The organism is Mesorhizobium sp. M2A.F.Ca.ET.039.01.1.1 (assembly GCF_003998035.1).
In the GTDB taxonomy this organism is placed as follows: domain Bacteria; phylum Pseudomonadota; class Alphaproteobacteria; order Rhizobiales; family Rhizobiaceae; genus Mesorhizobium.
Genome location: NZ_RZRY01000222.1, coordinates 1 through 8,970, shown reverse-complemented (window position 1 = coordinate 8,970; position 8,970 = coordinate 1). Strand labels below are relative to the sequence as shown.

Here is an 8,970-nt window from a genome sequence, read left to right as displayed (position 1 = left end):
ACCCGGGACGAGCTCAAACAGGTCTATGGAAGTCCCCGCGGCCCGGAGCAGATGGCGGCCGCCAAGGCAGCCGCGATCGACAGGCTGCGGATGCGCTACCGGCAGATGCGCGACAAGCGCTGGGCTGGATACCGCGGATATGACGCCTGGTTCGACAGCCCGATCAACAACGCGAAGTTCGCCGCCACTGCCGTCTACGGCGAACAGGTCCCGGCCTTCCTTCGCCTGTTCGACTTGTGCTCCGGCAACTATCCGAGATTCTACGCCTCTGTTCGACGTATAGGCGCCTTGCCCGCGCCCTCTCGTGCCGAAGCGCTCAAGGCCGCGACGACGTGTGATTGAGCTGAGCCGGCGTTAATTCTCCGCCAGCGCCGTCACCTCACGCCGGAAGGGCAAGGCATCGCCGATATCGGCCTCGTCCAGTTCCCGGGCGAAGCGGTGGCCGGCATAGGTAGCCCAGGCGATCGGCCCCGGCGCCTCGGCATCGCCGATGACCTTGATCGAACGTATGCCGTTGTCGGCCCATTCGTTTTCCCGGGCTTTCAGTTCGCGCCAGACGGTGTCGTCCTGATTGCGCGACGTGACCAGAACGACGGCATCGGCCGCCAGCTCCTGCCGCGCTCCGGTATAGACGCAGGCCGTGATGACGCCGCCCGACACGATGCTCGTGACGGTCCGGTTGAGGACGATATCGACACCCAGCTCCGCCAGGCGGCGGTGGATGGCGCCCTGCTCCAGCGTGTTGCGGGTCCAGTCCGACACATAGGCCGATGGCGTCACCAGGGTCACCTTGGCGCCCCGCCGCGCCATCAGTTCGGCAAGAACTCCGCCCATATAATAGTGGTCGTCGTCGAACAGCACGACATTGCCGGCCGGCACCTTGCCGTCCATCAGATCGTCCGGCGTGTAGACCGGCATGGCGGCGTCGATCGGCATCGGCACGACATGCGCGCGTGCCACGCCGTCGCGCCGCCAGGTCGACCCGGTGGCGATGGCGACATTCTGGAAGCCGAAGGACAGGAGGTCGTCCGCCGACAGCCGGCTCTGAAAATAGATGTCGACATTGGGCATCTGGCTGATCTGGTATTGGCGATAGTCGCGCACCCTGCCCCAGGCGGACAGGCCCGGCAGCAGGCACTCGCGCGCCACGCGCCCGCCGAGTTCGGTGCCCGCTTCCGCCAAGGCCACCTGATAGCCGCGCAGGCCGAGCGCGCGGGCGGCCTCCAGCCCGGCGGGCCCAGCGCCGACGATCAGCACGCTGTCGCTGTCACCCTTGGCCTGCATGCGCTCCGGATGCCAGCCCTTGCGCCATTCCTCCATGAAGGTCGGATTCTGCGTGCAGCGCGAGATGGACATGGTCATGTCTCCGGTGATGCAGATGTTGCAGCCGATGCATTCGCGTATGTCCTCGATGCGGCCCTCCTCGACCTTCTTCGGCAGGAAGGGATCGGCGATCGACGGGCGGGCGCAGCCGATGAAGTCGAGCGTGCCGGACTTGATCATCCTCACCATCACATCCGGCGAGGTGAAGCGGCCGACGCCGACGACCGGCTTCGAGGTCAGTTTCTTGATGCCGGAGACGAGGCTCTCCTGCGCTGCCTCTTCCTTGAAGCGCGAGGGTCCCGAGCAATCCTCCCAGGCGCCGTGGGCGAGGTCCCAGAGATCAGGCAGCTCGGCATGCATCTCGATCATGTCGCGGACTTCGGAATTGGCGAAGCCAAGCTCGCCGATCATCTCGTCCAGCGACAGCCTGAGCGTCAGGCCGCAGGTATCGCCGATCGCGTCCCGCCCTTCCTCGATCAGCTCGCGCATCAGCCGCGAACGGTTCTCCAGCGAGCCGCCATATTCGTCGCTGCGCTGGTTGGTGGCGGTGGACAGGAAATGCTGGATGATGCCGAAACCATGCGCGCCGTAGAGGCACACAAGGTCGAAACCCGCCTGCCTGGCGCGCTTGAAAGCGTTGCGGTGCCAGCGGCGCAGGTCGCGTATATCCTGCTTGTCCATGGCGCGCGCCTGCACCGGATCGTTGGTGAAGGTGCGGATCGGCAAAGCCGACGGCCCGCGCGGAACCTCCTTGGTGTAGAGGTTGGGGCCATTGATGCCGGAATAGGCGAGCTGGATGCCGGCCAGCGCGCCATATTCGTGCATGGCTTTCGCCATCTTGGCCAAAGCCGGAATGTCGGCGTCGTCCCACAGGCGGAGCTCGATGAAGGGCGTGATCTCCGAGGTGTGGTGCATCTCCGTCTGTTCGGTGAAGATGACGCCCCATCCGCCTTCGGACTTCATGCGGCGCATCTCGGCCGCGGCCGACGGATCGCGATAGCCGCCGCCATTGCAGTGCGGAACCTGGTAGAAGCGGTTCTTGGCGGTCACCGGACCGATCTTCATCGGCTCGAACAGAATGTCGTAGCGTGGGTCGCGCATGGTACTTCCCTTCTCGTCGGCTGGCGCTGCCGATGCTCCGGAGACTACTCATAAGTTGGCGCCGGCGCGGGAAAACTACGGAATTCTTCTGCGCGGGTTAGGACATGCCTAATCTCGCGTCGCCGGGATTAGGCTGCAATGAATCGAAGCTGAGCCAAATGCGACTTCAGGGCGGTCATCGCCCGATGTAGACAGCCGGTTGCGGCAACGGGACAAGGCACATGGGCAGCATCGATATCCTCGAACGGCTGATAGCCTTCCCGACAGTGAGCCGCGAGTCGAACCTCGACCTCGTCAGTTATGTGGCTGACTTGCTCGAAACGAGCGGCATAGCCAGCCAGCTCATCCACAGCGCCGACGGCCACAAAGCCAACCTCTTTGCCACCATCGGCCCGTCCGACAGGCCCGGCATCATGCTGTCTGGCCATACCGACGTCGTTCCTGTCGACGGCCAGAACTGGACGCTGCCGCCATTCTCCATGACCGAACGCGACGGCAGGCTCTACGGGCGCGGCGCCGCGGACATGAAGGGCTTCGTCGCCTCAGCGCTCGCGGCCTGCCTCAAGGCAGCGAAGATGCCGCTGCGCACGCCCTTGCATCTGGCGCTCTCCTATGACGAGGAGGTCGGCTGCCTCGGCGTGCGCGACCTGATCGACATGCTGAGCGCCGCACCGCAACGCCCGCTGCTCTGTATTATCGGCGAGCCGACCAACATGCAGGTGGCCACGGGGCACAAGGGCAAGCTCGCGGCGCGCGCCGTCTGCAGGGGACGCGAAGGCCATTCGGCTCTTGCTCCGCTGGCGCTCAACGCCATCCATCTCGGCTGCGATTTCGTGCGCGCCTTGCGCGAGGAACAGGACCGGCTTGCCCGCGACGGCGCGCGCGACGGCGACTACGACATTCCCTACACGACGGTGCATGTCGGCAAGATCAATGCCGGCGTGGCGCTCAACATCGTCCCCAACCTCTGCGTGGTCGATTTTGAGATTCGCAACGTCGCCGCCGACGATGCCACGGGCATCCTCGACAGGCTGCGCAGTGCGGCCGCACGCATTGCCGCGGATGCCGCTTCGATCGCCCCCGAAGCGGCAATCGACATCGAGATCACCAACACCTATCCGGGCCTCGACACGCCGGCAGCTTCGGAAGCGGTCGCGTTCGTAAAATCGCTGACCGGCGCCAACGACACCATGAAGGTCGCCTTCGGCACGGAAGGCGGATTGTTCAGCCGCGATCTCGGCACGCCTTCCGTCGTCTGCGGTCCGGGCTCGATGGCGCAAGGACACAAGCCGGACGAATATGTCAGCGTCGAGCAATTGCGGCGCTGCGACGAGATGCTGGAGCGACTGCTGTCGCGGCTCACCGACGGCTGGCCGTAACCTCACTTGACGATGCGCTCCGTCCCGAAGACGCCTTGTTCGACGACGAAGCGGCGGCAATGGTCGATGAAGGCTTGCACCGTCAGCGTGCGGTGCTCGGCGTTGGGCAGCGCAATGCCCATGGTCAGCGGCCTGATGTCGCCCAGCAGGGGAACGAAGACCAGCAGCTTGCCGTCCGGCGACATGGCGTTGAGCGGCCGCATATTGGCGATGCCGTAGCCGAAGCCGTTGGCCACCATCGAGCGCATCACGGCGATGTCGCCGGTGCGCTCGGCGATCCTGGGCCGCAGGCCTTGGAACGCCGAGAGGAAGTATTCTCGGCTGTAGGGCAGATCGAGCAGCACCATCGGCTCGTCGACCAGTTCCTCGGGCGTGATGCCCGCCCTCCCCGCCAGGCGATGCGCGGCCGGCAGCATCACATAGGCCGGCAGTTGCATCAGCGGCTCGAACGTCATGTCCTGCGACAGTTCCAGATCGTAGGTGAGCGCGGCGTCGATTTCGCCACGCTGCAGCATCTCGAACAATTGCCCCTGGTTGCGCTCGAATTGCCGGACGCGCACATCCGGATAGGCGTCCTCGAACTTTTTGCGCAGCGCCGGCAGCACGATCTGCGCGAAAGTGAGCAGGCAGCCGACGGCCAGCGGCCCGCGCACCTTTTCGGCGATATCGCCGGCAATGTCGTGCAGCGCATCGGCATCGTTGAGCAGGCGCGCGGCTTCCTTGAGGAAGAGGCGCCCTCCCGCCGTCAGCGCCAGCGCATGCGAGTGCTTGCGCACGAAGAGCTGAACGCCGAATTCGGCCTCGAGTTGCGCGATCGAGGCCGAGATCGACGGCGGCGAGACGTTCACCTGCTCGGCCGCCTTGGCGATCGAGCCGGCTTCGCCAACGGCGACGAAATATTCGAGCTGTCTGAGCGTGAAACGGAGCGGCATGGTCCTATGTTGCCGGTTTGCACCCGGCGATCAAGTCGCGGCCGCTCGGTACTTGATTCAGGCGGTCTTCAGAACGCACGACGTTCGCGGCACGCCGCGCATCGACCATCGCACCTATTCTGGATGCCGGGTCGAGCGGGTCGCCGGGTTTCGTATGCCGACTCCGGAACTGGTCGGACTACTCGTCACCGGGCACGCCGTAGCTCGGCGCATCGGACGGATTGAGGGCGCGGGTGACGTAGGCATCGAGCTGCGGTTTGTAGATCTCCCACAGCGTTGCCAGCTGCTCGATCGGGCAATCCTCCGTCCAGTCGCAGCGCAAATCGGCGACCGGCCAGGACACATCGCGCACCAGCTTCATGCCGGCGGAGCGGACAGGCCCCGCTTCGCCACCCGCCTTGAGCGCGGCGCGCATCGTGGCGATCAGCCGGTCGCCGAGATGGCCCTCGGAAGCGAGGAAGGCATAGACCATGGCTTGCGGGACACCGTCATTCGCGAGCAAATTGCCGCCGCAGGCGACGTCCTCGCCGCGTGCCTCAGCCCAGATACCCAGCGCCTTCGGCCCGGAATGGATCGCGCTGCCGCCGGCCGCGTCGACCGCCAGCACCTGCCGGTATTCGCTGAAGGCGGCCGTGCGCTTGATAATCGCGACCGCCTCGGCAGCGGAGGCGTCCCGCGCCATCAGCTCCAGCGCCTTTGGCCCGAGCGTAGGGTCGGTGACGTTCTGGCTGGCGACCGCCCCGACGCCCGCCTGCGCATAGGCGCAGCGCGCCGCGACCGCGGGAGACGACGAGGACACCGCCACACCGAACATGCCTGTGCGCCGGCATCGCGCGACGATGGAGAAGGTCATGGCGCTCAGTCAGGGATGACGGCGGTGCCGTCGATCTCGACCAGCCATTCCGGCCGCGCCAACGCCGACACGACCAGCCCGGTCGAAACCGGATGCACGCCCTTGATGTATTCACCCATCGTCCGGTAGACGGCCTCGCGATGGCGGACGTCGGTGATGTAGACCACCACCTTCACCAGATGCTCCATCGTGCCGCCGCACTCCTCGATGAGCTGCTTTATATTCTGCATGACCTTGTGCGTCTGCTCGGCCGGATCATGGCTGTCGATATTCTTGGCCGTATCCAGGTCCTGCGGGCACTGTCCGCGCAGATAGACGGTGCGGCCGCCGCGCGTGACGACCGCCTGGCAGAGATCGTTGTCAAGCTTCTGCTCGGGATAGGTTTCCTTGGTGTTGAATTTGCGAATTCGCGTATGCGCCATCTTGGTCTCCAATTGGGTCGGGCTCGCAGCTTTGTCAGGCGTCCACGGGCTCGCGTTTCGCGGCGGCATGGTAGGCGAGATATTTGCGCTGCGTCGAGATACGGTCGGCGACATGCTTGGCATCGTGCCAGACGCCCCAGATGAAGCTCGACCCCCTGCGCGACTGCCAGGGCAGTCCCAGGAAATAGATCCCGGGTTCGGTTGACACGCCGCGATGGTGCCTTGGCCGGCCGTTCTCGTCGAAGGCATCGACCTTCAGCCAACTGTAGTCAACGGCGAAGCCCGTCGCCCAGATGATCGTCGCGATCTCGGCCTTGGCCAGATCGAGCTCGAGGACCGGATTGGTCACGCAGTCCGGATCGGGGTCGATCTTGCGGAGAGCGGGTTCTTCCGGAAGGTCGAGACCGTTGCGCGCGACATAGGCATCGGCTTCGTCCAGCAGCGACATCAAATTGGCGTCGCCTCGCGCAATGTTCTTCGCAAGATCCGGCGCGAAACTCATCACGCCGTCCTGGTATGCCTTCGTCATGCCGACGAGGGTGAGCCCCTGCGCGGCCAGGCGGCGGAAGTCGATCGTCTCGCCGCCGCGCGCGCCGCTCACAGCGATGGTGACATGTTCCGTGCCAGGCCCTGGCGTTTCGAGGTCCCATTTGCCGAGCACGCCCAACCACCAGCAGAAGTCGCGCCCGCGATAGGAACGTGGCGGACGATCGTGCGGGCCGACCGAGAGATAAACGCGCCTCCCGGCGCGCTGCAGCTCATCGGCAATCTGCACGCCCGAAGATCCCGCGCCGACCACCAGCAGCGCGCCCTTCGGCAACTGTGCCGGATTGCGGTAGGCGCTGGAGTGGATTTGCAGGAGGCCGGCACCGGCAGGAACGAGAGAGGGGATGACAGGAACCTGGAAAGGTCCGGTCGCGGCGACGACACTGTTGGCTTCGATCACGCCATCCGACGTCTCGACGCGGAATCCCGGACGGCCGATATTCCTCTGCACGAGCTTGACCTCGACGCCGCAGCGGATCGGCGCGTTGATCTGCTTTGCGTAGGTGACGAAATAGTCGGCGACCTCCTCCTTGGGCGGGAAGCCGTCGGGACCTGTCACGGGAAACTCCATGCCCGGGAACCGGTCGTGCCAGGCCGGGCCGTTGGCGACCAAGGAGTCCCAGCGCTGCGAGCGCCAGCGCTCGGCAATCCGGCCGCGCTCAAGGACGAGATGGGGCACCCCGCATTTGCTCAGGTGCTCGCTCATGGCCACCCCCGCCTGGCCGCCGCCAACGACAAGCGTGTCTACCGTCTCAACCGACATGCTCAGTCCTTTTTTGATTAACCGACAGCTTCCGCCGCGCGGGATGAAACCGACTTGGGCCATGGTGGATGCAGACAGGCTGCGCCATCCGACCGCTTCTGGCGCTCACAAGTAGCAGCACGTACCAGCGCGGGCCCATAACGAATCTCCGAAGTCACGCGTAACCATTTCCGAATTTCTCGCACCGAGAGACGCACCTAGAGTTCCGGAATTCTCGAGGGGCTGGGATGCAGACTGAGAGCTTTGACTACATCGTCGTCGGCGCCGGTTCGGCCGGTTGCGTGGTCGCCAATCGGCTGAGCGCCGATCCAGTAGTCAAAGTATGCCTGATCGAGGCCGGAGGCAGCGACAACAGCCTGCGGGTCAAAGTGCCGGCAGGCATCCTTTCGCTCTATGGTAACCCGAACTACGACTATTGTTTCGTCGGCGTGCCGCAGGCGCACCTCAACAACCGCAGCATTCCGGTCAACCGCGGCAAGGCGCTGGGCGGATCGAGCTCGATCAACTCGATGGTTTATATTCGCGGCGCCGCCGAGGACTATGACGAGTGGGCGGGACTCGGCTGCGCCGGCTGGTCCTATCGCGACGTGCTGCCCGTGTTCAGGAAGCTTGAGCGCAACCTGCTCGGCCAGGACCCGCGCTATCACGGCACCAGCGGCGAACTGCTGGTCGACAATCCGCGCGATCCGAACGTGCTTTCCAGCATTTTCGTCAAGGCCGGCAAGAACGCCGACCTGCCCGCCAACACCGACTTCAATGCCGAAAGCCAGTTCGGCCTCGGCATCTACAATGTCACCCAGGATCGCGGCCAGCGCTTCAGCAGCTTCAGCGCCTTCATGCGCCCGGTGCTCGACCGCAGGAACCTGACATTGCTCAGCCAATGCGAGGTGATCGATCTGGTCATCGCCGAGGGTCGCGCCACTGGGCTGCGCGTGCAGCATCAGGGCCAGCAGAAGACGTTCTCGGCCGACCGCGAAATCGTGCTTTCGGCCGGCGCCATCAATTCGCCTAGGATCCTCCTGGCCTCCGGCATCGGACCGGCGGCTGAGCTGCAGCAGATCGGCATCACGCCGGTGCTTGACCTTCCGGGCGTCGGCAAGAACCTGCAGGATCATGTCGACGGCATGATCACGGTGCGCTCCAAAAGCACCAGGACGCTCGGCCTGTCGCTCGCCAACCTGCCGCGAATGGCGGCGGCGCCTTTCCAGTATTTCGCGCGCCGCAAGGGCATGCTCACCACCAACTATGTCGAGGCCGGCGGCTTCGCCAAAACCAGGTACGCCAACGGCCTTCCCGACATCCAGTTCCACTTCGTGCCCGGATATCGCAGCCATCGCGGCAGGCTGATCGAATACGGTCACGGCTACGCCATTCATACTTGCGTGCTGAGGCCGAAAAGCGTGGGCGAGATCAGGCTATCGCGCGACAGTTCCCGCCGCGACGTCCTTATCGACCACCGCTTCTTCACGCATGAGGACGACGCCATGGTGCTGGTCGAAGGCATCAAGATCGCACGCCGGATTTTTGCCTCGTCCGAATTCGACGCGGTGCGCGGCAAGGAGATGCTTCCGGGCAAGGATATAAGCAGCGACGACGAGATCCTCGCCTATCTGCGCGCCGAGGCGCTGACCGTCTATCACCCGGTCGGGAC

At 64.8% G+C, this 8,970-nt stretch carries 8 protein-coding genes; 3 read left to right on the top strand and 5 right to left on the bottom strand.

The genetic code is table 11. The features are described from left to right. Positions 1-342: aminopeptidase (locus EOA24_RS17955; protein WP_189353989.1), on the top strand; the 342-nt coding region annotated here is incomplete at its 5' end. Positions 343-354: 12 nt separating this feature from the next. Here the strand turns inward: EOA24_RS17955 and EOA24_RS17950 are convergent. Continuing rightward, positions 355-2,424, bottom strand: a complete 2,070-nt coding sequence (locus tag EOA24_RS17950) for an FAD-dependent oxidoreductase (RefSeq protein ID WP_126081823.1) — start codon at positions 2,422-2,424, stop codon at positions 355-357. A 221-nt stretch (positions 2,425-2,645) separates the two neighbouring features. On the opposite strand from EOA24_RS17950, the gene argE reads away from it, so the two are divergent. Further along, entirely contained in the window at positions 2,646-3,803 is a 1,158-nt protein-coding gene (gene argE / locus EOA24_RS17945) for an acetylornithine deacetylase (RefSeq protein WP_126081822.1), read from the top strand. A gap of 2 nt (positions 3,804-3,805) precedes the next feature. Here the strand turns inward: argE and EOA24_RS17940 are convergent, their stop codons facing one another. The 4 genes from EOA24_RS17940 to EOA24_RS17925 form a co-directional block, all read right to left on the bottom strand. Beyond that, the gene (locus EOA24_RS17940; RefSeq protein ID WP_042647500.1) at positions 3,806-4,735 is read right to left on the bottom strand and encodes a LysR family transcriptional regulator; all 930 of its coding nucleotides are present in this window, start codon (positions 4,733-4,735) and stop codon (positions 3,806-3,808) included. Positions 4,736-4,913: 178 nt separating this feature from the next. Continuing rightward, positions 4,914-5,588, bottom strand: coding sequence for a DUF1028 domain-containing protein (locus EOA24_RS17935; protein ID WP_126081821.1), 675 nt, complete (start codon positions 5,586-5,588; stop codon positions 4,914-4,916). A 5-nt stretch (positions 5,589-5,593) separates the two neighbouring features. Further along, on the bottom strand, positions 5,594-6,010 hold the full coding sequence (locus tag EOA24_RS17930; protein WP_126081820.1) for a RidA family protein: 417 nt from the start codon (positions 6,008-6,010) through the stop codon (positions 5,594-5,596). 34 nt (positions 6,011-6,044) lie between these two features. Next, complete coding sequence (locus tag EOA24_RS17925) at positions 6,045-7,319, bottom strand: NAD(P)/FAD-dependent oxidoreductase (protein ID WP_126081819.1); 1,275 nt, start codon at positions 7,317-7,319, stop codon at positions 6,045-6,047. A gap of 227 nt (positions 7,320-7,546) precedes the next feature. Between EOA24_RS17925 and EOA24_RS17920 the strand changes: the two genes are divergently transcribed. After that, the coding region (locus EOA24_RS17920) for a GMC family oxidoreductase N-terminal domain-containing protein (RefSeq protein ID WP_127409950.1) at positions 7,547-8,970 on the top strand (1,424 nt) is incomplete at its 3' end.